This is a genomic window from Burkholderia sp. AU16741, assembly GCF_002223345.1.
Taxonomy (GTDB): Bacteria; Pseudomonadota; Gammaproteobacteria; order Burkholderiales; family Burkholderiaceae; genus Burkholderia; species Burkholderia sola.
In genome coordinates this window covers 383,082-404,822 of sequence record NZ_NKEZ01000003.1, presented here as the reverse complement: position 1 = coordinate 404,822, position 21,741 = coordinate 383,082, and the positions used below count along the sequence as shown (strand labels likewise).

24 protein-coding genes are annotated in these 21,741 nt (G+C 68.1%); 16 read left to right on the top strand and 8 right to left on the bottom strand.

Annotated features, from left to right (window positions below):
- Positions 1-2: 2 nt before the first annotated feature.
- The 8 genes from hemL (at position 3) to CFB89_RS04235 (ending at position 7,509) form a co-directional block, all read left to right on the top strand.
- Positions 3-1,286 carry a glutamate-1-semialdehyde 2,1-aminomutase gene (gene hemL, locus CFB89_RS04270; RefSeq protein ID WP_089466864.1) on the top strand — a complete coding sequence of 428 codons (1,284 nt, stop codon included), beginning with the start codon at positions 3-5 and terminating at the stop codon, positions 1,284-1,286.
- A 15-nt stretch (positions 1,287-1,301) separates the two neighbouring features.
- Positions 1,302-2,423 (top strand): bifunctional diaminohydroxyphosphoribosylaminopyrimidine deaminase/5-amino-6-(5-phosphoribosylamino)uracil reductase RibD, encoded by a 1,122-nt coding sequence (gene ribD, locus CFB89_RS04265; protein ID WP_089466863.1) that lies wholly within the window; start codon positions 1,302-1,304, stop codon positions 2,421-2,423.
- 14 nt (positions 2,424-2,437) lie between these two features.
- Entirely contained in the window at positions 2,438-3,067 is a 630-nt protein-coding gene (locus CFB89_RS04260; RefSeq protein WP_089466862.1) for a riboflavin synthase, read from the top strand.
- A 315-nt stretch (positions 3,068-3,382) separates the two neighbouring features.
- Positions 3,383-3,901, top strand: coding sequence for a DUF1993 family protein (locus CFB89_RS04255; protein WP_089466861.1), 519 nt, complete (start codon positions 3,383-3,385; stop codon positions 3,899-3,901).
- 195 nt (positions 3,902-4,096) lie between these two features.
- Complete coding sequence (gene ribBA, locus CFB89_RS04250) at positions 4,097-5,239, top strand: bifunctional 3,4-dihydroxy-2-butanone-4-phosphate synthase/GTP cyclohydrolase II (protein WP_089466860.1); 1,143 nt, start codon at positions 4,097-4,099, stop codon at positions 5,237-5,239.
- A 53-nt stretch (positions 5,240-5,292) separates the two neighbouring features.
- Positions 5,293-5,808: a 6,7-dimethyl-8-ribityllumazine synthase gene (gene ribH / locus CFB89_RS04245; protein ID WP_006476661.1), complete on the top strand. Its 516-nt coding sequence runs from the start codon at positions 5,293-5,295 to the stop codon at positions 5,806-5,808.
- The gene (gene nusB, locus CFB89_RS04240; protein ID WP_006476662.1) at positions 5,805-6,242 is read left to right on the top strand and encodes a transcription antitermination factor NusB; all 438 of its coding nucleotides are present in this window, start codon (positions 5,805-5,807) and stop codon (positions 6,240-6,242) included. The genes ribH and nusB overlap by 4 nt, the downstream gene beginning before the upstream one ends.
- 70 nt (positions 6,243-6,312) lie before the next feature.
- The gene (locus tag CFB89_RS04235) at positions 6,313-7,509 is read left to right on the top strand and encodes a pyridoxal phosphate-dependent aminotransferase (protein ID WP_089466859.1); all 1,197 of its coding nucleotides are present in this window, start codon (positions 6,313-6,315) and stop codon (positions 7,507-7,509) included.
- A gap of 85 nt (positions 7,510-7,594) precedes the next feature.
- On the opposite strand, the gene CFB89_RS04230 is transcribed toward CFB89_RS04235, so the two are convergent.
- Together CFB89_RS04230 and CFB89_RS04225 are read right to left on the bottom strand one after the other, a co-directional pair.
- The gene (locus CFB89_RS04230; RefSeq protein WP_089466718.1) at positions 7,595-8,923 is read right to left on the bottom strand and encodes an IS4 family transposase; all 1,329 of its coding nucleotides are present in this window, start codon (positions 8,921-8,923) and stop codon (positions 7,595-7,597) included.
- Between the two features lie 132 nt (positions 8,924-9,055).
- On the bottom strand, positions 9,056-10,204 hold the full coding sequence (locus tag CFB89_RS04225) for a lytic transglycosylase domain-containing protein (RefSeq protein WP_089466858.1): 1,149 nt from the start codon (positions 10,202-10,204) through the stop codon (positions 9,056-9,058).
- A 597-nt stretch (positions 10,205-10,801) separates the two neighbouring features.
- Here CFB89_RS04225 and CFB89_RS04220 point away from each other — a divergent pair.
- The gene (locus CFB89_RS04220; RefSeq protein ID WP_089466857.1) at positions 10,802-12,358 is read left to right on the top strand and encodes a UbiD family decarboxylase; all 1,557 of its coding nucleotides are present in this window, start codon (positions 10,802-10,804) and stop codon (positions 12,356-12,358) included.
- A 58-nt stretch (positions 12,359-12,416) separates the two neighbouring features.
- Positions 12,417-13,085 (top strand): LysE family translocator, encoded by a 669-nt coding sequence (locus CFB89_RS04215; protein WP_089466856.1) that lies wholly within the window; start codon positions 12,417-12,419, stop codon positions 13,083-13,085.
- Positions 13,086-13,207: 122 nt separating this feature from the next.
- Here CFB89_RS04215 and CFB89_RS04210 read toward each other — a convergent pair whose 3' ends face one another.
- The gene (locus CFB89_RS04210) at positions 13,208-13,504 is read right to left on the bottom strand and encodes a hypothetical protein (RefSeq protein ID WP_006488565.1); all 297 of its coding nucleotides are present in this window, start codon (positions 13,502-13,504) and stop codon (positions 13,208-13,210) included.
- Positions 13,505-14,012: 508 nt separating this feature from the next.
- Here CFB89_RS04210 and CFB89_RS04205 point away from each other — a divergent pair.
- Positions 14,013-14,942, top strand: a complete 930-nt coding sequence (locus CFB89_RS04205) for a Rossmann-like and DUF2520 domain-containing protein (RefSeq protein ID WP_089466855.1) — start codon at positions 14,013-14,015, stop codon at positions 14,940-14,942.
- 75 nt (positions 14,943-15,017) lie between these two features.
- Positions 15,018-15,581 (top strand): YggT family protein, encoded by a 564-nt coding sequence (locus tag CFB89_RS04200; protein WP_006488584.1) that lies wholly within the window; start codon positions 15,018-15,020, stop codon positions 15,579-15,581.
- Between the two features lie 13 nt (positions 15,582-15,594).
- On the opposite strand, the gene CFB89_RS04195 is transcribed toward CFB89_RS04200, so the two are convergent.
- From CFB89_RS04195 to CFB89_RS04175, 5 genes are all read right to left on the bottom strand, one after another.
- Positions 15,595-15,945, bottom strand: a complete 351-nt coding sequence (locus CFB89_RS04195) for a DUF190 domain-containing protein (protein WP_089467904.1) — start codon at positions 15,943-15,945, stop codon at positions 15,595-15,597.
- 23 nt (positions 15,946-15,968) lie between these two features.
- A complete protein-coding gene (gene crcB / locus CFB89_RS04190) occupies positions 15,969-16,355 on the bottom strand; it encodes a fluoride efflux transporter CrcB (protein ID WP_089466854.1) in 387 nt (128 codons plus the stop codon).
- Between the two features lie 163 nt (positions 16,356-16,518).
- Positions 16,519-17,388 (bottom strand): Sir2 family NAD-dependent protein deacetylase, encoded by an 870-nt coding sequence (locus CFB89_RS04185; protein WP_089466853.1) that lies wholly within the window; start codon positions 17,386-17,388, stop codon positions 16,519-16,521.
- A gap of 181 nt (positions 17,389-17,569) precedes the next feature.
- Positions 17,570-17,950, bottom strand: a complete 381-nt coding sequence (locus tag CFB89_RS04180) for a DUF4406 domain-containing protein (RefSeq protein WP_089466852.1) — start codon at positions 17,948-17,950, stop codon at positions 17,570-17,572.
- Complete coding sequence (locus CFB89_RS04175) at positions 17,947-18,546, bottom strand: NUDIX domain-containing protein (RefSeq protein WP_059574153.1); 600 nt, start codon at positions 18,544-18,546, stop codon at positions 17,947-17,949. Before CFB89_RS04175 ends, CFB89_RS04180 begins: the two co-directional genes overlap by 4 nt.
- A 90-nt stretch (positions 18,547-18,636) precedes the next feature.
- Here CFB89_RS04175 and CFB89_RS04170 point away from each other — a divergent pair, with 90 nt between their 5' ends.
- From CFB89_RS04170 to CFB89_RS04150, 4 genes are all read left to right on the top strand, one after another.
- Complete coding sequence (locus tag CFB89_RS04170) at positions 18,637-19,392, top strand: DeoR/GlpR family DNA-binding transcription regulator (RefSeq protein WP_089466851.1); 756 nt, start codon at positions 18,637-18,639, stop codon at positions 19,390-19,392.
- Positions 19,393-19,523: 131 nt separating this feature from the next.
- Positions 19,524-20,135, top strand: coding sequence for a chromate transporter (locus CFB89_RS04165; RefSeq protein WP_089466850.1), 612 nt, complete (start codon positions 19,524-19,526; stop codon positions 20,133-20,135).
- Positions 20,132-20,674: a chromate transporter gene (locus CFB89_RS04160; RefSeq protein WP_089466849.1), complete on the top strand. Its 543-nt coding sequence runs from the start codon at positions 20,132-20,134 to the stop codon at positions 20,672-20,674. Before CFB89_RS04165 ends, CFB89_RS04160 begins: the two co-directional genes overlap by 4 nt.
- A 437-nt stretch (positions 20,675-21,111) precedes the next feature.
- Entirely contained in the window at positions 21,112-21,738 is a 627-nt protein-coding gene (locus CFB89_RS04150) for a LysE/ArgO family amino acid transporter (RefSeq protein WP_089466847.1), read from the top strand.
- The last annotated feature ends 3 nt before the right edge of the window (positions 21,739-21,741 follow it).

Genomic DNA, 21,741 nt, shown 5'->3' with positions numbered 1-21,741 from the left:
TCATGTCCAACAATCAGATCCTCTTCGAACGCGCCCAGAAGACCATTCCCGGCGGCGTCAACTCGCCGGTGCGTGCGTTCCGCTCGGTCGGCGGCACGCCGCGTTTCGTCGCGCGCGCGCAAGGCCCGTATTTCTGGGATGCCGACGGCAAGCAGTACATCGACTACATCGGCTCGTGGGGCCCGATGATCGTCGGCCACGTCCATCCGGACGTGCTGTCGGCCGTGCAGAACGTGCTCGCCGACGGCTTCTCGTTCGGCGCGCCGACCGAAGCCGAGATCGAGATCGCCGAGGAAATCTGCAAGCTCGTGCCGTCGATCGAACAGGTGCGGATGGTGTCGAGCGGCACCGAGGCCACGATGAGCGCGCTGCGTCTCGCGCGCGGCTTCACGGGCCGCAGCCGCATCGTGAAGTTCGAGGGCTGCTACCACGGCCACGCGGACAGCCTGCTGGTCAAGGCCGGCTCGGGCCTGCTGACGTTCGGCAACCCGACGTCGGCCGGCGTGCCCGCCGACATCGCGAAGCACACGACCGTCCTCGAATACAACAACGTCGCCGCGCTGGAAGAAGCGTTCGGCGCGTTCGGCGACGAGATCGCCGCGGTGATCGTCGAGCCGGTCGCCGGCAACATGAACCTCGTGCGCGGCACGCCCGAATTCCTGAACGCGCTGCGCGCGCTGTGCACGAAGCACGGCGCCGTGCTGATCTTCGACGAGGTGATGTGCGGGTTCCGCGTCGCGCTCGGCGGCGCGCAGGCGTATTACGGGATCGCGGCCGACCTCACCTGCCTCGGCAAGGTGATCGGCGGCGGGATGCCGGCCGCCGCGTTCGGCGGCCGCCGCGACATCATGGCCCACCTCGCGCCGCTCGGCGGCGTGTATCAGGCCGGCACGCTGTCGGGCAACCCGATCGCCGTCGCCGCGGGCCTGAAGACGCTGCAACTGATCCAGGCGCCGGGCTTCTACGACGCGCTCGCCGCGCAGACGAAGCGCCTCGCCGACGGCCTCGCGGCCGAAGCGCGCGCGGCCGGCGTGCCGTTCGCGGCCGATTCGATCGGCGCGATGTTCGGCCTGTACTTCGCCGAGCGCGTGCCGACGAGCTTCGCGGAAGTCACGAAGAGCGACACCGAGCGCTTCAACCGCTTCTTCCACCTGATGCTCGACGAGGGCGTGTACTTCGCGCCGTCCGCATACGAAGCCGGCTTCGTGTCGAGCACGCACGACGACGCGGTGATCGACGCGACGCTCGCGGCCGCGCGCCGCGCATTCGCGGCACTCGCCGCCTGACCCGGGGCCGCCCGCATGTTCTCGGACACCGATTTCGCCCACATGCAGCGCGCGCTCGCGCTCGCCGCGCGCGGCATGTACACGACCGCGCCGAATCCGCGCGTCGGCTGCGTGATCGTCAAGGACGGCGACGTGATCGGCGAAGGCTTCACGCAGCCGGCCGGCCAGGACCACGCGGAAGTGCAGGCGCTGAAGGACGCTCGCGCACGCGGCAACGACGTCGCGGGCTCGACCGTCTACGTGACGCTCGAACCGTGCAGCCATTTCGGCCGCACGCCGCCGTGCGCGAACGCGCTGATCGACGCGCGCGTGGCCAAGGTCGTCGCGGCGATGGAAGATCCGAACCCGCAGGTGTCGGGCCGCGGCCTCGGAATGCTGCGCGACGCGGGCATCGACGTGCGCTGCGGGCTGCTCGCGCATGAGGCCGGCGAGCTGAACATCGGCTTCGTGTCGCGGATGACGCGCGGCCGCCCGTGGGTGCGGATGAAGACCGCCGCGTCGCTCGACGGCCGCACCGCGCTGCCCTCGGGCGAAAGCCAGTGGATCACCGGTGAAGCCGCGCGCCTCGACGGGCACGCATGGCGCGCCCGCGCCTGCGCGATCCTCACCGGCATCGGCACCGTGCGCGAGGACAATCCACTGCTGACCGTGCGCGGCATCGACACGCCGCGCCAGCCGCAACGCATCCTCGTGGACAGCCGCCTCGACCTGCCGCTCGACGCGCGGCTGCTCGAAGGCGCGCCGTTGCTGATCTTCTGCGGCCGGCTCGACGCCGCCGGCGAACTACGCGCGAACGTGCTGAAGTCGCGCGGCGCGGAAATCGTGCCGCTCGCGAATGCGCACGGCAAGGTCGACCTGCCGGCGATGCTGGCGGCGCTCGCCGCGCGCGGCGTCAACGAGTTGCACGTCGAGGCCGGCCACAAGCTGAACGGTTCGCTGCTGCGCGAGCACTGCGTCGACGAATTGCTGGTGTATCTCGCGCCGAGCCTGCTGGGCGCCGACGCGGCCGGCATGTTCGATCTCGCCGCGCCGGCCGGCCTCGATGCGCGCACGCGGCTGTCGTTCCACGGTATCGAGCGGATCGGCGACGACCTGCGGATCCTCGCGCGTGTCGCGCCGCCCGACGCCGCTCACTGAACGGAATCGTCACGATGTTTACCGGAATTGTCGCGGCCATCGGCCGCATCGAAACGATCGCCCCGCTCGGCACGTCGGCCGATGCCGGCGTGCGCCTGACCGTACAGGCCGGTGGGCTCGACCTGGCCGATGTCGCGCTCGGCGACAGCATCGCGATCCAGGGCGCGTGCATGACGGTGATCGAAAAGACCGCCGCCACGTTCGACGTCGACGTGTCGCGCGAAAGCCTGAACCGGACGGTCGGCCTCGCGCAGCCCGGCGAAGTGAACCTCGAGAAGGCGCTGCGCGCGCACGACCGCCTCGGCGGGCATATCGTGTCGGGCCATGTGGACGGCCTCGGCACCGTCACGCGCTTCGCGCCGGTCGGCGAGTCGCACGAACTGCGGATCGTCGCGCCGCGCGAACTCGGCCGCTATCTCGCGTACAAGGGCTCGATCACGGTGAACGGCGTGAGCCTGACCGTGAATACGGTCGACGATCGCGCGGACGGCTGCGAATTCTCGATCAACCTGATTCCGCATACGGTCGAGGTCACGACGCTGCGTCACGTGAAGGCCGGCGACAAGGTCAATCTCGAAGTCGACATGATCGCGCGGTATGTGGAGCGGATGTTGTCGGCATCGCAGGGCGTGCATCAGGACTGATCGGGCAGTTCCATTCTGTCCTGTATAGGGAACGATGGCTGACGGCTCGGTCCGGCATTGTTCGGCGCGCCGCGGCGCCCCCGGGCGTTGCCCCCATTCTGTTTCGCGCGGTGCCGCCCCGTCGCCGGCCATCCGAAGCGAGAGCAGCGCGATCGCGTCCGCTCGATGGCCGTCCGGCCAGCCGGCACCTGGACGAACGGCCAACGACGCGCACGGGTCATGCCGTCGCGCTAAGATGCGTCGACAGCGGTTTCCACGCCGCCACGCACGACGCGCCGCGTAGCGGCCGCGCCTCATCCCACAGGAGTCGTCCCCATGTCCATCTCGATGTACCAGGCTTCGCTGCCCGTCCTGATCCGCGGCCTCACCAACCTGCAGCACATCCTCGGCAAGGCGCAGGCCCATGCGGCCGAAAAGCAGATCGATCCGTCGGTATTCGTCGGCGCACGCCTCTACCCTGACATGCTGCCGCTCGTCCGCCAGGTCTACATCGCGACCGACACGGCCAAGGGCTGCGCCGCGCGGCTCGCCGGCGCCGAGATTCCGAGCTACCCGGATGTCGAGCAGACCTTCGACGAACTGCACGCGCGCATCCAGAAGACGATCGACTACCTGAAAAGCTTCGACGCCGCGCAGATCGACGGCAGCGAGACGCGCCAGATCGTGCTGAAGATGCGCGTGGGCCCGATCGAGTTCACCGGCCAGTCGTACCTGCTGCATTTCGTGCTGCCCAACTTCTTCTTCCACGTGACGACCGCGTACGACATCCTGCGCCACAGCGGCGTCGAACTCGGCAAGCTCGACTACCTCGGCGGGCGCGACCAGCACGCATGACGCGCGGCCGGGGTCGACCCGGCCCGCAACCGTCCGCACCCGCGTGCCGGCCACGCGCGGCGGCGGCCCGCCGGGCCTGCCGCGCAGGCCGCCCGCTCCGTTTTCCGGAGCGCTTGCCCGCCGCGCGCGGCCCGCGCCAGCCGAAACGCCGTCCGGCTGGCGTAAAATACGCACTTTCCTCTTTCTCGCCCCCTTATGACGCTCGCCTCCACGCTCGACATCATCGCCGAGCTGAAAGCCGGCCGGATGGTGATCCTGGTCGACGAAGAAGACCGCGAAAACGAGGGCGACCTCGTGATCGCCGCCGAATTCGTCACGCCGGAAGCGATCAACTTCATGGCCAAGTACGGCCGCGGCCTGATTTGTCTGACGTTGACGCAGGAACGCTGCAAGCAGCTTCACCTGCCGCTGATGACCTATCGCAACGGCACGCAGTACGGCACCGCGTTCACGGTCAGCATCGAAGCGGCCGAAGGCGTGACGACCGGCATCTCGGCCGCCGACCGGGCGCACACGATCGCCACGGCGGTCGCGCACGACGTGCGCCCCGAGCACATCGTGCAGCCGGGCCACGTGTTCCCGATCATGGCGCAGCCGGGCGGCGTGCTCGTGCGCGCCGGCCATACCGAGGCCGGCTGCGACTTCACCGCGCTCGCGGGCCTGACGCCCGCCGCGGTGATCTGCGAGGTGATCAAGGACGACGGCACGATGGCGCGCCTGCCCGACCTGCTCGAGTTCGCGAAGGAACACAACCTGAAGATCGGCACGATCGCCGATCTGATCCAGTATCGCAGCCGCACCGAATCGATCATCGAGCGGATCGCCGAGCGCACGATGCAGACCGCGCACGGCACGTTCCGCGCGGTGCTGTACCGCGACCAGCCGAGCGGCTCGCCGCACATCGCGCTGGTGCGCGGCACGCCGTCGCCCGACGTCGATACGCCGGCGCGCGTGCACGAGCCGCTGTCGGTGCTCGATCTGCTCGAGACGGGCGTGTCGACCCACTCGTGGACGCTCGACGCGGCGATGCGCGAGATCGCGGCACGCGACCTCGGCGTGATCGTGCTGCTCAACTGCGGCGATACGAAGGAACACCTGATCGACGTCTTCAAGGCGTTCGACGAGGAAGAAAAGGCGGCTGCGCTCAAGCGCCGGCCGGTCGATTTCAAGACGTTCGGCATCGGCGCGCAGATCCTGCGCGATGTCGGCGTCGGCAAGATGCAGGTGCTGTCGAATCCGCGCAAGCTGGGCAGCATGTCCGGCTACGGCCTCGAAGTCACGGGCTTCATTCCGATGCCCGGCGGCGAAGCCACGTCCTGCCCGGCGTCCCACGCGTAACCCGCCACGGCGCTTTCGCCCTATAACCGTTCATCCACACCACGGACCAGATCATGGAAATCGGACAATACCAACCGAATCTCGAAGGCGACGGCCTGCGTATCGGCATCGTGCAATCGCGCTTCAACGAACCCGTGTGCAACGGCCTCGCCGACGCGTGCGTCGAGGAACTGGAACGCCTCGGCGTCACCGGTGAAGACGTGCTGCTCGTGTCGGTGCCCGGCGCGCTGGAAATCCCGCTCGCGCTGCAGAAGCTCGCCGAAAGCGGCCAGTTCGACGCGCTGATCGCGCTCGGCGCGGTGATCCGCGGCGAGACCTATCATTTCGAACTCGTGTCGAACGAGAGCGGCGCGGGCATCACCCGCATCGGCCTCGACTTCAACCTGCCGATCGCGAACGCGGTCCTGACGACCGAAAACGACGAGCAGGCCGTCGCGCGCATGACCGAAAAGGGTCGTGACGCCGCGCGCGTCGCCGTCGAAATGGCGAACCTGACGATGGCGCTCGACCAACTCGGCGACGACGAGGACGAAGAGGAAGACGAAGACGACGAAGAGGAGCGCGCATGAAGAAGAGCGCCCGCCGACAATCGCGCGAGCTGGCGACGCAGGGCCTGTACCAGTGGCTGCTGTCGAACGCGCCCTCCGGCGAGATCGACGCGCAACTGCGCGGCGCGCTCGGTTACGACAAGGCTGACAAGGAGCTGCTCGAAGCAATCCTGCACGGCGTGATCCGCGAGCATGCGACGCTCGTCGAAGCGCTGGCGCCGTCGCTGGACCGTCCGATCGATCAGCTGTCGCCGGTCGAACGCGCGGTGCTGCTGATCGCGACGTTCGAGCTCACGCACCATGTCGAAACGCCGTACCGCGTGATCATCAACGAAGCCGTCGAACTCGCGAAGACGTTCGGCGGCTCCGACGGCTACAAGTACGTGAACGGCGTGCTCGACAAGCTGGCCGCGAAGCTGCGCCCCGCCGAAACGCAGGCGCGTCGCAACGGCTGATGCCGTTTGTTTGTCCACGGGCGCGCAAGCGCCCGTTTTTCATTCTTTTCCCCCTCCGCCCTGCCCGCCGATGAATACCACCGCCGATTCGCTCGTCACGCTCGCCGCACGCGTCGACGCGATCCAGCCCTTCTACGTGATGGAACTGATGAAGGAGGCACAGCGGCTCGAGTCCTTGGGACGCGATGTTATCCACATGGGCATCGGCGAGCCGGATTTCACCGCGCCGGAGCCGGTTGTCGAGGCCGCCGCGGCCGCGCTGCGCCGCGGCGTCACGCAATACACGAGCGCGCTCGGCATCGCGCCGCTGCGCGAGGCGATCGCCGCGCACTATGCGCACGCGTACGGCCTCACGATCGCCCCCGAGCGGATCGTCGTGACGGCCGGCGCATCGGCCGCGCTGCTCCTCGCGTGCCTCGCGCTGGTCGGTCGCGACGACGAAGTGCTGATGCCCGACCCGTCGTATCCGTGCAACCGGCACTTCGTCGCGGCGGCCGAAGGTCGGCCGGTGCTCGTGCCGAGCGGCCCGGACGCGCGCTTCCAGCTCACCGAAAACGACGTCCGCACGCGCTGGAACGATCGCACGCGCGGCGTGCTGCTCGCGTCGCCGTCGAACCCGACCGGCACGTCGCTCGAACCGGACGAGCTGAAGCGGATCGTCGAAGCCGTGCGCGCCCGCGGCGGCTTCACGATCGTCGACGAGATTTACCAGGGGCTCAGCTACGACGCCGCGCCCGTGTCGGCGCTGTCGTTCGGCGACGACGTGATCACCGTGAACAGCTTCTCCAAGTATTTCAGCATGACGGGCTGGCGGCTTGGCTGGCTCGTCGTGCCGCCGGCGCTCGTCGGCGCGTTCGAGAAGCTGTCGCAGAATCTGTTCATCTGCCCGTCCGCGCTCGCGCAACATGCGGCGCTCGCCTGCTTCGAGCCGGCAACGCTCGACATCTACGAAACACGCCGGCTCGAGTTCAAGCGCCGCCGCGATTTCATCGCACCGGCGCTCGAACGGCTCGGCTTTACGGTGCCGGTGATGCCGGACGGCGCGTTCTACGTGTATGCGCATTGCGGCGGCGTCGCCCACCCGGCGGCTGGCGACAGCGCCGCGCTCACACAGGCGATGCTGCACGACGCGGGGGTGGTGCTGGTGCCGGGGATGGACTTCGGTGTCCATGCGCCGCGCGACTATATCCGCCTGTCCTATGCGACCGCGTACTCGCGGCTCGAAGAGGCCGTCGACCGGCTCGCGACGCTGTTCGGACAGCGCTGAGGCCACGCGCCGCCGGTTTCTGCCGGCCATCGGCCCACCCACGGCGGCCGCGCACAAAAAAAGCACCCGCTCGGGTTAATGCCGTTCAGTTAAGGTTCTTTTTAAGGACACGGACGGCATAGCGTTTTGGCACAGCCTTCACGGCCCGCTCGAATTTTCGAGCGGGCCGTTCTTCTTTGAGTAGCGCGACCAAACGTAGTCGCAGTCGTTGCAGCAGGGCTGGGAGTTTGCCCTGCGCACGGGTAACCGCGGCCCAGTGCAATTCGTACTGGATGACGTGGAAGGCGCGCACGAAGCTAATCTCAGTCGGCTCGCACTTCACCGCAAGCGCGGCCTTGGCAATCTCCAATCGCACGAGGTTGTAGGCAATCAGCGCGCCCCAGATTTCCTGATACACCCCCTCAACGCTGCGGCTGCGCAGGATCGGCGCCATGCCCATCATCGTCTGCTTGAGTTCTCGATAGCTGGTTTCAATTTGCCAGCGGCGCGCATAGCAGGCCACGATATCGGCGCTCGTGTAGCGTTTTCGGTCGAACAGTGACGTCAGCAGTACGCGCTTGCGGGCACTTGAGTCGACCAGGGTGACGGCTCGCGCCTGCCACACCTCTGGCAGGTCCGGGCATTTCTTGCGTGCCTGGGGCGACACGCGCATGCTTACCACCGCATCATCAGGCGTTCCCTCGATGACTTCCCATTTGGTGTTGGCCTTGGCCGGGATGAGGAAGTGACGGTTCGAACCCGCGCGGCTCAAGCCACACAGGATTTCTGCAGATAGAAACCCCTTGTCGAATACCGTCAGCGAATCATCGGGGATGGCGTCGAGCAGATCCTTGGCATATAGCATCTCGTTCGTGCCATACGGACCGAACGCCGCGCTGCGGATCAGGTGCGTGGGCACGGCAGTCAGCGTCACGCCACGGACCTGCGGATAACTGGCGATGGTGTTGCCGGCATAAACCTGGGCGCCGAAATGAGCCCGATGTTCGGGGGTGTCCGCCGTCCTGAGCGTCGTGCCATCCATCGCAAACAGGCTCAACCCCTTGAACAGGTATTGTTTGCGGTCCTGCTCGGCCCACGCCTTGGCCGACAATTCGAACAGCGCCTTCAGTGGTTGCGCGCCCAGGCGCTGCCGGGCCTGAGCGACAGCGCTCTTGCTGACGAACGGCGCCTGCATATCCGGTAGCGCAAGATCGAGATCGTCGACAACCTCGCTGATCGATTGATGCCGATACAATGCCAGCGCAATAACCAGCCAAACAACCTGTTCAGCGGGCAAGCGGCGTTGCCGGATGCTCGCCCGTCCCGTGTAAGCCACCACCTGCTCAATCCACTCGTAGGGCAAGTGCTCACCCAGACGAGCCCAGTCGGGCGTCTCCTGTTCTTCAGCGAGAAAATTCAGGGTGTCATCAAGCATGGCGACGCAGGTTAACAGCCTCCATCACCGTTTACAACACCCAAAACAAAAATGCCGTTCAGTTCTTAACTGAACGGCATTACCCGCTCGGGTGCTTTTTCGTTTCGGTCCGCGGCGGTTGCTCGCGTGGCGTTACGCGCCGAGCTCCGAATGATCGCCGTGGGCCTGCTTGACGGTGTCGACGCTCGCGTCGTCCTGCTGCGGCGGCCCCTTCGACGCGGCAGCGGCCTTCGCGGTCAGCGGCTGCGCACCGTCGAGCGTCGCATGCACGCGCTTCGCGCCGCCTGCCGCGGCCGTCACGGCAGCGGCGGTAACGATCGGCTTCGCGGGCTGCGCCGGCGCCTGCGGCGCATTGACCGGCACGCTGCGGCCGCGCGCGACGTCGCGCAGGCGGCCGCGCTCGGCCATCACCTTCGAGCCGTAGCCGTTGTCGTCGGGGTTCGTCGAGCCGTTGTACAGGCGCAGGCCGCTCGCGAGCGAACCGCCGCGCGCGATGCAGTCCTTCAGCACCAGTGCACCGACCTGCAGGTTCGCGAGCGGTTGCAGCGCGGTGTCGGTGCCACCGAAATACTCGAACTTGTCGGAATGAATCTTCGACATGACCTGCATCAGCCCCTTCGCACCGACGCCGCTTTCGGCGTACGGGTTGAAGCCCGATTCGATCGCCATCACGGACAGCAGCAGCAGCGGATCGAGGCCGACGTCGCGCCCGGTCTGGAACGCGGCCTTGACGAGCTGGCCGAGCGGCTCCTGCGCGACGCGGTAACGGCGCGACAGATAGGTGGCGACGAGCGCCTGTTCGCGGTTCGACGCGAGCGCGCGATCGTCACGGGCATCGGCCGCCACGCGCTGAATCGGAATCAGCTTGGCCAGTGCGACGGGCGACGGGCCGTTGCGGGCCGCGTCGGACGCATCGCCCTGGGCGCCTTGAGCGCCCTGAGCGGCGGTTTCCGGTGCGACATCGAGGCCGACCGCAAGCGCATCGGCTTCGGGCGCGTCTTCCTGCTGCGGCTGCGCGCCGGCAGGCGCGAAGTTCGGCAGCGGATGGCCGGACAGCAGACGGGCCGGACCGGCCTGTACGGCCGCGGACACGACCGGCATCAGCTTCGCGGCGAGCGTGCCGCGGACGGTTGGCAGCAGCCACAGTGCAAGCGCAACCGCGACAGCGAAACAGCCGACAACGCTGAATAGATGGTGACTGACACGCGTCCCGCGACGCAGCAAGTTGCGCACGATTTGCGCATGCTGCTCAGTGGGACGCCACGATAACCAAGCGTTCATTCAGATCATCTCCCATGAACATGACTCGTGCGGCTCGCTCAGCTCGATGGCGAGACAGAAAACGCGCCGCGGAATCACGACGCCGCACGCCTTGGTTGGGACGCGCAAGCATCGGGGAAACGGTATAAGTACCGTTCGAGGCCACGGTGTAAGAAGGCCGGCGCCTTCGCACATTGGGCGAGGCGGGCATACGCGGTGGCACCCACGCAAAAAACCAGCGTCTCGTGGCGCTGGCTGGGACTACGACATAAGCCGTCGAAAACGCCGTGCAGGATTCGGCGGACGGTGACGCGCTGCGTCAAAGATCGGTGATTGGCGGCTCGAAGCCTTTTACCCTGCAACCAATGTGAGCGGATTCTAGCAGGGTTTTATAGATCGTCAACACTATAAAAACTCAAATTCATAACAAAAAGTAATTTAAAAGCCCTCTTCAGAACGCAATCCCCGTGCCGTAAGGGGTTTGCGCGCGATCGAGTTTTTCTCCGCCGGGGCGGCGGCGCGGCTGCCCGGGGTAAAATCGTCGGTCGATTCGGGGTCGCAGCCGGCCGCGGCCCCGCCCATCGCTGCCCGTTCACGCGGGTGGCCCGGACCTTCTTCATGAAATACAAAGACTTACGCGATTTCATTCAGCGCCTCGAGGCGCTCGGCGAACTGCGGCGCGTCACGCAGCCCGTGTCGCCCGTGCTCGAAATGACCGAGCTGTGCGACCGCGTGCTGCGCGCCGGCGGCCCCGCGCTGCTGTTCAACGCGCCGCCCGGCCATGCGTTTCCGGTGCTCGGCAACCTGTTCGGCACGCCGCGCCGCGTCGCGCTCGGGATGGGCGTCGATGCGGGCGACGATGCCGCGCTCGGCTCGCTGCGCGATCTCGGACGCCTGCTGTCCGCGCTGAAGGAACCCGATCCGCCGAAGAGCCTGAAGGATGCCGGCAAGCTGCTGTCGCTCGCGAAGGCCGTGTGGGACATGGCGCCGAAGTCGGTGTCGTCCCCGCCGTGCCAGGAGATCGTGTGGGAAGGCGCCGACGTCGACCTGAACCAGCTGCCGATCCAGACCTGCTGGCCCGGCGATGCGGGGCCGCTCGTCACGTGGGGCCTGACGGTCACGCGCGGGCCGAACAAGTCACGCCAGAACCTCGGCATTTACCGTCAGCAGTTGATCGGCCGCAACAAGCTGATCATGCGCTGGCTCGCGCATCGCGGCGGCGCGCTCGACTTCCGCGAATTCGCGCTGCAGAACCCGGGCAAGCCGTATCCGGTCGCGGTCGTGCTCGGCGCCGATCCGGCCACCACGCTCGGCGCGGTGACGCCCGTGCCCGATTCGCTGTCTGAGTATCAGTTCGCCGGCCTGCTGCGCGGCAGCCGCACGGAACTCGCGAAGTGCCTGACGCCCGGCGTCGACACGCTGCAGGTGCCCGCGCGCGCGGAGATCGTGCTCGAAGGCTTCATTCATCCGCAGGAAGGCGCGCCCGGCCCCGCTCCGGCCGGCGCGCCGCCGCGCCCGGCCGGCCATGCGGCGGCCGCATACGAGCACGCGCTCGAAGGGCCGTACGGCGACCATACCGGCTATTACAACGAGCAGGAGTGGTTTCCGGTGTTCACCGTCGAGCGCATCACGATGCGCCGCGACGCGATCTACCACTCGACCTACACGGGCAAGCCGCCCGACGAGCCCGCGGTGCTCGGCGTCGCGCTGAACGAGGTGTTCGTGCCGCTGCTGCAGAAGCAGTTCACGGAAATCACCGACTTCTACCTGCCGCCGGAAGGCTGCAGCTACCGGATGGCCATCGTCCAGATGAAGAAGAGCTACGCGGGCCATGCGAAGCGCGTGATGTTCGGCGTATGGAGCTTCCTGCGGCAGTTCATGTATACGAAGTTCATCGTGGTCGTCGACGAGGACGTGAACATCCGCGATTGGAAGGAAGTGATCTGGGCGATCACGACGCGCGTCGACCCCGTGCGCGACACGGTGATGGTCGACAGCACGCCGATCGATTATCTCGACTTCGCGTCGCCGGTGGCCGGGCTCGGCTCGAAGATGGGGCTCGACGCGACCAACAAGTGGCCCGGCGAAACGAGCCGCGAATGGGGCCGCCCGATCGAGATGGATGCGGCCGTGAAGGCGCGCGTCGACCGGCTGTGGCAGGAGATCGGCCTCTGACGCCACGCGGCCGGCGCGCGCCGGCCCACGCATCGCAATCGCCGCACGCACCCAGAAGATGAGCTTTCCGCCCGCCTCCATGCTGTCCGACGGATTCTTTCTGTCGCTGTCGTTGTGTCTCGACATCGGCCTCGTGAACGTCGCGATGCTGTCGCTCACGCTGTCGCACGGCTTCCGGCCGGGCTTCTGGCTCGGCGTCGGGTCGTGCGTCGGCGATCTCGTCTACGCGGCGCTCGCGCTCGCGGGGATGGCCGTGCTGCTGCAGTTCGAACCCGTGCGCTGGATCGTGTGGATCGGCGGCGGCGCGGTGCTGCTGTTCCTCACGTGGAAGATGGCGCGCGAAGCGCTGACGCCCGCGAAGACGGCCGACGACGACGCGGACGATGCACCGCTGCCGCGCGCGAGTGCACGACGCAGCTTTCTGCGCGGAATGTTGCTCGCGATGTCGTCGCCGAGCGCGATCCTGTGGTTCGCGGCGGTCGGCGGCGCGCTGATCGCGAAAGCCGGTGCGACCACGCCGGCCACCGCGTCGGTGTTCCTGTCGGGCTTCTTCCTCGGCGGCCTCGCGTGGACGCTCTTCATGTGCACGCTCGCGAGCCAGGGCCGCAAGCGCGCGGGCACCGGGCTGATGCGCGCGTGCCACGTCGCGTCGGCGCTGCTGTTCGCGTACTTCTCGTACAGCGTGATCGTCGGCGGCTACCGCGACCTGATCGTGCACGCGGCCTAATCGCGGTCGCGCTGCCGCGCGCGTCACGGCGCCACCTGTGAGCCTCAATGAAAAAACGGCGCAGCGCCCCTCGCGGGACGTAGCGCCGTTTTGCCGCGCGCGGTCAGGCCGCGCGGGACGAATCAGCGACGCCAGTAACCGTGATGGCCCCAGCCGCCGTAACCATGGCGCCAGTACGGGCGACCGTAGTAGCCGCCCACGACCACCGCGGGCGGCGGCGCATAGTAGGCGGGCGCCGGTGCGTAATACACGGGCGGAGGCGGCGGCGCGTAGTACACGGGCGGCGGCGGTGCATAGACGGGATACGCGGGTGCGACCGGGATGCCGATGCCGACCCCGATCGACACGTGGGCCTGCGCGGCGCTTGCGGCACCCAGGCCCAGTGCGGCGGCGGCGATGAACGGAATGAGCTTTTTCACTTCGATTCTCCTGCTGGAGCGGGATTTTAGGCGCTCCTGTCGGCAACGGCGGGCATGCACGTCGCATGGAAGCAATGTAGCGAAAACCCGCCCCGCGCGTATCGTCCATTTGTTGCAAATTGCAATTGCACGGGGCCGAGACCGCCGTGCGGCGCGGCGCCCGGCGGGAGCGGCGAGCCTCGCAGGTCGCGCGATTCCGTCCGCTGAGTCGGGTCGCAACAAAATGGCCGGTCAGCCTTACCGAATCGGCCGCGCGCGGCGGGCACGCTTGCGTAATGAACGATTACAAATTTGAGACAAGATGCCGACATTTCAAGCGGGATGCGGGGCACGGTGTTTGGGGTCGGATACTCCCTCATGAGCCGCCTGCAATGCCGAACTTCGACGCGTACACAAATCGCACCGTATACCGGTAATTCATACGTGCATCCGCCCCTGCGCCTTCCCCGACACCGCCGTCATTCCTGCGATACTGGCGGTTGCTTCGTTTTCGCTTACATCGACTGCCATGCCGCTTCCCGACACACCCCGCCTCGGCTTCATCGGCGCCGGTCGCCTCGCGCGCTGTATCGCGCAGCGTTTCGCCCGGGCAGGCTTCCCCGTCGTCGCGATCGCAAGCCGCACGCCTGCGTCGGCCGCCGACCTTGCCGCGCGCATCGACGGCTGTCGCGCGGTCGATACCCCGCAGCAGGTGGTCGATGCCGCCGACCTGATCTTCGTGACGACGCCCGACGATCATCTCGCATCGAGCGCCGCGGCACTGCGTTTCGACGCATCGCGCGCCGCCGGCCAGGCGGTCGTCCATTGCAGCGGCGCATCGGCGGTCGCGCTGCTCGATCCGGCGAAGCAGCAAGGCGCGGCCACCGGCGGCTTCCATCCGCTCTATCTGTTCGGCGGCACCGACGCCGACCTCGCGCGCATCGACGGCTGCTCGGTCACGATCGAAGCGGACGGTGCGCTGCACGCGACGCTGCTGCGACTTGCCGCCGCACTCGGCTGCCATCCGCTGTCGATTCCGGCCGGCGGCCGGATGCTGTATCACGCGGCTGCCCACTACGCGGCGAGCTTCGCGCTGTGCGGGCTGTCGGAAGCGGTCGAACTGTGGCGCGGCCTCGGTTTCGACGAGGACGCCGCGCTACGCGCGCTGTTGCCGATGCTCGCCGGCACGATCGAGACCGCGCGCGACAAGGGGCTCGCGAATGCGCTGTCGGGCCCGGTGTCGCGCGGCGACACGGGCATCGTCGAGCGTCAGCTCGCGCTGCTCGACGCGCGCGGCGGCGATCACGCGATGCTGTACGCGCTGCTGACGCGCCGCGCGGTCGCGCTGGCGGCAAAACGCGCGGCGCCGCCGGCGTCGCTGCCGGCGCTGGCCGAAGCCGTCGAAACCTCCCTCGCGCGCGCGGCCATACACCCCTCCCCGTCGCGAGACGAGGCGTGATAAGGTGTCGGCCGATGCGCCGCCAACCGGCGTTGGCGGCCGCACGCTACTGACTGTATAAAAAGGATGCCAACGATGTTCGGCGAGATCGCCCGTTTTCTGCTCAATACCGTCTTCACGCTATTCGGCGCCGCGCTGATTCTGCGCGTCTGGATGCAGGCCGTCCGCGTGCCGCCGTACAACCCCGTCACGCAAGCCGTGCTGCAGGCGACCAACTGGCTCGTGCTGCCGTTGCGCCGCGTGATCGCGGGCGTACGCGGCATCGACTGGGCCAGCGTCGTCGCGGCGCTGCTCACCGCGCTCGTCTATGTCGTGCTGATGGTCGTGATGGCCGGCTTCGATCCGGCCGCCGTGATCGCGACGCTCGTCGTGGTCGCGCTGCTCACCGTCGTGAAGTGGGCGCTCAATCTCGTGATCTGGATGACGATCCTGATGGCGCTGCTGTCGTGGCTCAACCCGCGCTCGCCGGCGATGCCGATCCTCTACCAGCTCACCGCGCCGTTCCTGAACCCGCTGCGCCGGGTGATCCCGAACCTCGGCGGCATCGACCTGTCGCCGATCCTGCTGTTCGTGATCGTGCAGGTGCTGCTGATGATCGTCACGCGCGCCGCCGTGTCGCTGACGATGTTCGGCATCTGATCCCGCGCGACATCTACGCCGCCGGCCCCTGCGCCGGCGGTGCGCCGAGCGTGTCGATCACGCCGAACTGCGCGGGCATCATCGCGTAGCACACACGCACTTTCTCGTGCGACAGCCGCTCGAGCAGCCGCCGCGCCTCGTCCTCGGTGACGATGAATTCGACCTCGATCGCGAGCGAACCCTGCAGTTCGAAAAAGCGATCCTCGTGCAGCACGCGATGCTGGCCGAAACCGGCCATCGCGCGAAACGCGGAACCGCCCGCGACGCCCATCCGGTTCGCCTCTTCCAGCAGCCATTCCCACAGCGGCTTCCAGTGCAGCCGGTGCTGCTCGTGCACGTAGAAGCGCAAAAAGACCCGGTCCATCGCACCCTCCGATGGCAGCCCGCTCAGGCCGCCGCGAGCCACGCACGCGCGGTCCACATGCCGAGGGCCGTCAGCGCGAACGATCCAGTCAAGTGTAGGACAGCCACCGCCAACGCCCATCCGAATTCGCCCTCGAGCGCGTGCGTCATCACCTCGACCGAATAGGTCGAGAACGTCGTGAGGCCGCCGAGAAAGCCCGTGATCACGAACAGCCGCCACTCCGGCGGCAACCCGACGCGAACGGTGAACACGACGGCGGCCATGCCGATCACGTAGCCGCCGAGCAGGTTCGACGCGAGCGTGCCGAGCGGCACCGCGGGAAAGAACGCATTGAGCGCGAGGCTCAGGAACCAGCGCAGCAACGCGCCGAGGCCGGCGCCGACGAAGATGGCGACGATCGAATAGAACAAGGGCACCCCCGGTCGATGACACAGCGCGGCGCAGCCGCCGTCTCCCGGTTACCCGGGCGGCGCGCAGACGCGCGGCACTAGTTGAACTGTATGCGGATTCGGCGAGCCGCCGCAACGACGGCGGCCGGCAACGCGCAGGCCGTGTGCCAGCCCCCCGGCACGTTCATGCGCGCTGCCGGGCCGCGTCGAGCGCGTTCAGCGTCGCCAGCGCCCCGCCCTTCAGCCCGATCACGTCCGCCCGGCGCGCATGCGCTTCGCGCGCATTGATGCGGATCACGTCGGCGCCGAGCCGTTCGCTCAGCAGGCGCACGGTCGGAATCGCGGTGCCCGCGCCGATCTCCACCACGGCGACGCGCCCGGCCCGCGCGATCCAGTCGTCCAGGGCGCGTTCCTGCGCGTCGTAGCACGCACCGAGCCAGCCGGTGTCGCCGAACATCAGGATGTTCGGCCGCGCGAGACCGCCGCAGTGCGGGCAGCGCGGCATGTCGCCCACGAGGCGGCACGTCGCTTCGTCGACCTCCGGCACGAACGGCGCCGCGTCCCACGTGTCGTCCGTGCACGGGCGCAGGCACTGCATCGCATGAATCGAACCGTGGATTTCGACGATGCGCGCCGGATCGAAACCGGCCTTCTGGAACTGGCCGTCGACGTTGCTCGTCAGCACGAAGCCGCCGTTCGGCATCGCGTCGATCCAGCGGCGCACGATCGCGAAGCCAGCGTGCGGCGTGGTCGCGCGGTAAAGCGCGAGACGGTGTCCGTAGAAGCCCCATGCGAGCGCCGCACGTGCACGAAACGCGTGCGGCGACGCGATCTCGTGAAATTCGAAACGCTCGCGGCGCAGCGCCGGATACGCGCGCCAGAAACCGTCCGTGCCGCGAAAATCGGGCAGCCCGGAATCGACGCCGATGCCCGCGCCGGCCGTGACGAGCAATGCGTCGGCGCGCGCGAGTGCGTCGACGGCGGACGCGACGAGATCGGCGGGAAGCGGCGCGGCGGCGGAGTCGGCGGAGTCGGCGGAATCGGAAAGCGGCATGATGGAAAAGCGGTGGCGTCGAACGTTGCGCGAGTAGCGTCGCGATCATACGCCGGTTCGGACGTCACGCCGCATCGGCAACGCAACCGCGTGGCGCTGCGCGTGTGCGGCTCGGCGATGCGCATGCGCGCCATCCGCACGCGCCGCACCGGCGCCCCCGCGACGCGGCGCCCACGCTTGCTCAGTGAGCCGATTCGTCCTGCGCAACCGGAATCTCGTCGACCGCGAAATAGACCGGCTTACCGAGTTGCCGCGCAAGCGCGACGTCCGCATCCGCCCCGCGCGACGCGCCGTCGATACGCAGCACCGCATCGCAACGCCGCAGCAGCCGGTGCGCGGCCGGATACAGGAACGTTTCGCCGATCGCGTCGCCGACCTGTGTCGACCCGGCCGCGGCCGCGAGCGGCAACGATACCCATTCGCCGATCATCGGCACGTGCCCGCGGCGATACACGGCGAGCGCCGCCGCTTCCAGCCGGTGCAGGTTCGCGGCGATGCGCGCGGGGTCGCCGTCCGTGCCGCTGCGATACGGGCCGGCGACCAGCACGAGCCGCGGCGTCATGCGGCGCGCACGCCCGCGGTTTCCCGCAGCGCGACGTATTGCAGGAGCATGATCGTCTTCGCATCGACGATCTCGCCGCGCTCGACCGCGTCCAGCGCCGCCTGCAGCGGCATCTCGACGACCTCCAGATCCTCGCCCTCTTCCGCGACGCCGCCGCCCGCGCCCGTGCGCAGCGACGCATCGTATTCGCCGACGAAGAAATGCAGCTTCTCCGTCACGGAACCCGGACTCATGAACGCCTCGAACACCTTGCGCACGCCGCGCACGCGATAGCCGGTTTCCTCCTCGGCCTCCGCGCGAATGCGCGCTTCGGGCGTTTCGTCGTCGAGCAGCCCGGCGGCCGCTTCGAGCAGCATGCCGTCGTGCCCGCTCACGAACGCCGGCATCCGGAACTGCCGCGTCAGCAGCACGTCGCCCGTCTCGGCATGACGCAGCAGGATCGTCGCGCCGTTGCCGCGATCGTAGGTCTCTCGGCTCAGGCGCTGCCACGTTCCGTCGCGGCGCAGGAAATCGAACGTCACCTTCCGCAGCACATACCAGTCGTCGGACAGCACCGTCGTATCGACGATGCGCACCCGCTCCCGCGTTGCAGCCAGTCCAGCCATTGCAGCCTCCGGTTCGACAAAGGACGGCGCCCATGGTAACGTGCAGATTCGTGCAATTTCAAGAATTTTCGTGCAAACACGATGCTGACGACCCAACGCAAGAAGGCGATCCTCGATGCGCTCGTGCGCGACGGCCAGGTACTGGCCGCCGAGCTGAGCGTGCAATTCGGCGTGTCCGAAGACACGGTGCGCCGCGACCTGCGCGAACTCGCGGCCGAAGGGCTGTTGCAGCGCGTGCACGGCGGTGCGCTGCCGGCGTCGCCGGCCGTCGCGCCGTTCGCGCAGCGCGAGGCGCTCGAAACCACGGAGAAGCGGCGCATCGCACGGCGGGCCGCGCAGATGATCGCGCCCGGGCAGGTGGCGATCGTCGACGGCGGCACGACCTCCGCGCTGCTCGTCAGCCAGTTGCCGGCCGACCTGCGCGCGACGATCGTCACGCACAGCCCGAGCGTCGCGGTCGCGCTGGCCGCGCATCCGTCGATCGACGTGATCCTGATCGGCGGGCGGCTCTACAAGCACTCGATCGTCGCGGTTGGCGCGGCGGCGATGGAAGGCATCGCGCGCATTCACGCAGATCTGTATTTCATGGGCGTCACGGGCGTGCATCCGGTAGCCGGCCTGAGCACCGGCGATTTCGAGGAAGCGGCGATCAAGCGCGCGCTGGCCGAACGCGCGGCCGAGACGGTCGTGCTCGCGTCGCAGTCGAAACTGCGCGCGGCGTCGCAGTTCGTGATCGGCGACATCGCGCTGGCGCAGGCGATCGTCGTCGAGAAGGAAACCGACGCCGCGCTGACGAAGCCGATCGAGGCCGCCGGTGTGACGGTGGTGCGCGCATAGCGTGCGGTGCGCTCGTACGCGCCGAATCGGTTGCGAGTTGCACCGCACTCGTGCCGAACCCATGTCAGCCTGCTGACAGGCACCGCTTGCTAACATGGGCGATCGTCCGATCACCACGTGCTACCCGCCTGATGCTTCCGCCCTCCACCACAACTGCCCCGGCGCCGCCCGCAGGCGACGCACCGTCGCCGGGCGTCCTCGCACTGTTCGTCGCGTTCGCGCAGATCGGCCTGACCAGCTTCGGCGGCGGGCTCAGCGGGCGGATGATGCGCGATTTCGTGCACGAGCGACGCTGGCTCGACGAAGAGGCGTTCCTCAACGGTCTCGCGCTGTCGCAGGCGTTGCCGGGCGTCAACGTGAAGAACCTCGCGATCTGGATCGGCTACCGGCTCGCCGGATGGCGCGGCGCGGTGGCCGGCTTCACCGGCATCATCGCGCCGCCGGCCGTGCTGATCGTGCTGTTCGGCGTCGCGTTCTCGACCCTCACGCGCTTTCCGCTCACGCACGTCGCGCTCGCCGGCGCGGCGGCCGCGGCGATCGGGCTCTCGATCTCGATGGCGATCACCGCGGTGCGCCGGCTGCCGCGCCGCGTGCTGCCGTTCGCCGTCATGACGCTCACGTTCGCGTCGGTTGCGGTGCTGCACTGGCCGCTCGTATGGACCGTGCTGATCGGCGGCACGCTGAGCGTCGCGCTCGAATACCGTCGTGCGGCCGCCGCGCCGGTCGGGAGCGACGCGCGATGAATGCGTCCGCACGTTACGCAGCACTGTTCGGCGTGTTCGCGCCGCTGTCGATCGCGACGATCGGCGGCGGGCAGGCGGTCATCGCGGATATTCAGCGGCAAGTCGTCGATGTCCATCACTGGATGAGCGCCACGCAATTCGTGAACGACTTCGCGATCGCGCGGATGGCGCCGGGCCCGGGCTCGTTGCTGGCGACGCTGATCGGCTGGCAGGTCGCCGGCTTCTGGGGCGCGGTGATCGCGACGCTCGCACTGTTCGGCCCGACCGCGTTCCTGATCTACGGCGTCGCGCATCTATGGCGACGACACCGGGGCGCGCGCTGGCAAATCGCGCTCGAAGCCGGCCTGCGTCCGGTCGCGGCCGGCATGATCCTCGCGTCGGTATGGGTGCTGCTGCAGGCGCTCGACGGCGGCTGGGCGGCTCGCGCGATCGCGATTGCGTCGACGCTGTGCGTGATGTACACACGCATTCATGCGCTGCTGTTGATCGCGATCGGCGCGCTGCTGCTCGTCGGCTTGCACGCGCTCGGCGGCGCTTGACGCGCGCCGCCGTCATCGCCCCGGGCGCCGCCTGCTCGCCTAAACGCCGCGAAATACCGGCGCACGCCGCTCCGCGAACGCACGCAACCCCTCGTCGAAATCCGCGCCTTCGCACGCATGCCGACGCAAGTCGGCGATCCGTTCGAGCGCGTCGGTCGGCAATGGCCGCGCACATCGAGACCCAGGAATGCAAGCTCGCGCTGTAGACGGTACCGCACAGGCTGTTCGCGCGCGCTCTGTCGCTGCGCTGACACGACACCGCGCTCGCCAGCCACGCGGTGCAGGAGGTGAAGGCCGAAATCGTCTGCGGTTCGATACGCACGGGCAACGGCCGGAGCGTGCGCGGCCGGCCGGTATTGACAACGCCCCAGGCACCCCTTAACGTGGCGTCCATCCTAACCATCACCGGTTCAGCTTAAGAGGTTGTCGGCCCGCTCGTGCTCGACACCTCTGCCTTCATCGAAGGCCTGCTGCTTGGCGCCGGCCTGTTCACGTCGGTCGGTCCCAAGGACGCCTTCGTCATCAAGCGCTCAATTTCGAGCCCTCACCTGCTTTCCATTGCCCTCGTCTGCGCCGGTAGCGACGCGCTGCTGATCGCGCTCGGCGCACACGGGCTGTCGGCGTTGCTGTCGCGCCATCCCGGCGTGGTGTCGGCCGCGCTGTGGGCCGGCATCGCATATCTCGCCGGCTATGGCCTGCTCGCGCTGCGCTCGGCGATCGTCGGACGGCAGCCTGAGCATGTAGATGGCTCACGCGTCGGCAGCGAACCCACGCGGTCGCGCACGGTGCTCGCGACCGCCGCCGTTTCGCTACTCAATCCGCATGCATGGATCGATACGGTGCTGCTGCTCGGCACCGTGATCGTGAGCCACGCGCCGTCCGCCCGCGCGCCGTTTGCGATCGGCGCAGTGACTGCGTCGCTCGCGTGGTTTCTGGTGCTCGTCTATGGCGCACGCGCGTGCCGTGCGTGGTTCGCTCGTCCGCTCGCGTGGCGCGTGCTCGACGGCTTCGTCGCGATGATGATGCTCGGCTTCGCGGCGCGTTTCGCGATCGACGCGCTTTAGGCG

Coding starts and splice junctions, on each gene's coding strand:
- hemL (WP_089466864.1), top strand. CDS start 3: ATGTCCAACAATCAGATCCTCTTCGAACGCGCCCAGAAGACCATTCCC.
- ribD (WP_089466863.1), top strand. CDS start 1,302: ATGTTCTCGGACACCGATTTCGCCCACATGCAGCGCGCGCTCGCGCTC.
- CFB89_RS04260 (WP_089466862.1), top strand. CDS start 2,438: ATGTTTACCGGAATTGTCGCGGCCATCGGCCGCATCGAAACGATCGCC.
- CFB89_RS04255 (WP_089466861.1), top strand. CDS start 3,383: ATGTCCATCTCGATGTACCAGGCTTCGCTGCCCGTCCTGATCCGCGGC.
- ribBA (WP_089466860.1), top strand. CDS start 4,097: ATGACGCTCGCCTCCACGCTCGACATCATCGCCGAGCTGAAAGCCGGC.
- ribH (WP_006476661.1), top strand. CDS start 5,293: ATGGAAATCGGACAATACCAACCGAATCTCGAAGGCGACGGCCTGCGT.
- nusB (WP_006476662.1), top strand. CDS start 5,805: ATGAAGAAGAGCGCCCGCCGACAATCGCGCGAGCTGGCGACGCAGGGC.
- CFB89_RS04235 (WP_089466859.1), top strand. CDS start 6,313: ATGAATACCACCGCCGATTCGCTCGTCACGCTCGCCGCACGCGTCGAC.
- CFB89_RS04230 (WP_089466718.1), bottom strand. CDS start 8,923: ATGCTTGATGACACCCTGAATTTTCTCGCTGAAGAACAGGAGACGCCC.
- CFB89_RS04225 (WP_089466858.1), bottom strand. CDS start 10,204: ATGAACGCTTGGTTATCGTGGCGTCCCACTGAGCAGCATGCGCAAATC.
- CFB89_RS04220 (WP_089466857.1), top strand. CDS start 10,802: ATGAAATACAAAGACTTACGCGATTTCATTCAGCGCCTCGAGGCGCTC.
- CFB89_RS04215 (WP_089466856.1), top strand. CDS start 12,417: ATGAGCTTTCCGCCCGCCTCCATGCTGTCCGACGGATTCTTTCTGTCG.
- CFB89_RS04205 (WP_089466855.1), top strand. CDS start 14,013: ATGCCGCTTCCCGACACACCCCGCCTCGGCTTCATCGGCGCCGGTCGC.
- CFB89_RS04200 (WP_006488584.1), top strand. CDS start 15,018: ATGTTCGGCGAGATCGCCCGTTTTCTGCTCAATACCGTCTTCACGCTA.
- CFB89_RS04195 (WP_089467904.1), bottom strand. CDS start 15,945: ATGGACCGGGTCTTTTTGCGCTTCTACGTGCACGAGCAGCACCGGCTG.
- CFB89_RS04185 (WP_089466853.1), bottom strand. CDS start 17,388: ATGCCGCTTTCCGATTCCGCCGACTCCGCCGACTCCGCCGCCGCGCCG.
- CFB89_RS04180 (WP_089466852.1), bottom strand. CDS start 17,950: ATGACGCCGCGGCTCGTGCTGGTCGCCGGCCCGTATCGCAGCGGCACG.
- CFB89_RS04170 (WP_089466851.1), top strand. CDS start 18,637: ATGCTGACGACCCAACGCAAGAAGGCGATCCTCGATGCGCTCGTGCGC.
- CFB89_RS04165 (WP_089466850.1), top strand. CDS start 19,524: ATGCTTCCGCCCTCCACCACAACTGCCCCGGCGCCGCCCGCAGGCGAC.
- CFB89_RS04160 (WP_089466849.1), top strand. CDS start 20,132: ATGAATGCGTCCGCACGTTACGCAGCACTGTTCGGCGTGTTCGCGCCG.